Origin of the sequence: Kitasatospora nipponensis (assembly GCF_039528135.1) — a bacterium.
GTDB classification, from domain to species: domain Bacteria; phylum Actinomycetota; class Actinomycetes; order Streptomycetales; family Streptomycetaceae; genus Kitasatospora; species Kitasatospora nipponensis.
In genome coordinates, this window is record NZ_BAAALF010001016.1 from 1 (window position 1) to 558 (window position 558).

At 65.9% G+C, this 558-nt stretch carries 1 protein-coding gene; it reads right to left on the reverse strand.

Features of this window, described 5'->3' with window-relative positions; all coding sequences use genetic code 11:
- A partial coding sequence (locus ABD323_RS44630) for a DUF7144 family membrane protein (protein WP_344447683.1) occupies nt 1-367 on the reverse strand: 367 nt, incomplete at its 3' end.
- Between the last annotated feature and the right edge of the window lie 191 nt (nt 368-558).

Sequence of the window (558 nt, forward strand, 5' to 3'; positions counted from 1 at the left end):
GGTAGTAGGGCAGGAAGAGGAAGTTCAGCAGCAGATTGACCGAGACCAGCGCGATGCCGATCACCCGGGCCCAGGCGGCGCCCGTGAGCACGCAGAAGCCGACCACCGCGAGCACGATGCCCATCGCCAGGTGGATCCAGCCCCAGGTGGTCAGGCTGAACTGGAAGACGTAGTTCGGGGTGGTCAGGTAGACGTCGTCCTTGGCGATCGCGACGATGCCCTGGAAGATCCCCAGCACGCCGTCGATCAGCATCATCACCCCGGCGAACAGCACCAGGCCGGTGACGGCGCCGCTGTTCCGGCGGCCCCCGCCCGAGACCGGGACGGGACCTGACGGGTCGTAGAGCGGGCCGGATGCCTGGGCCATGACTGCCTCCTGTGGACCAACTGACGGTGTACCAGTTTGTCCAAGTATGTGAGGCAGGTCAGTATCCGGCATTTCGGACGGAGCGGCAGATGGACGGCCGACCGGCGCGGGGAGACGATGAGGGTGGCATGGAGAGGGGTCAGCATGAACGAGCACCGTTTCCACCGGGACCACGGCAACCACTCGGTCAC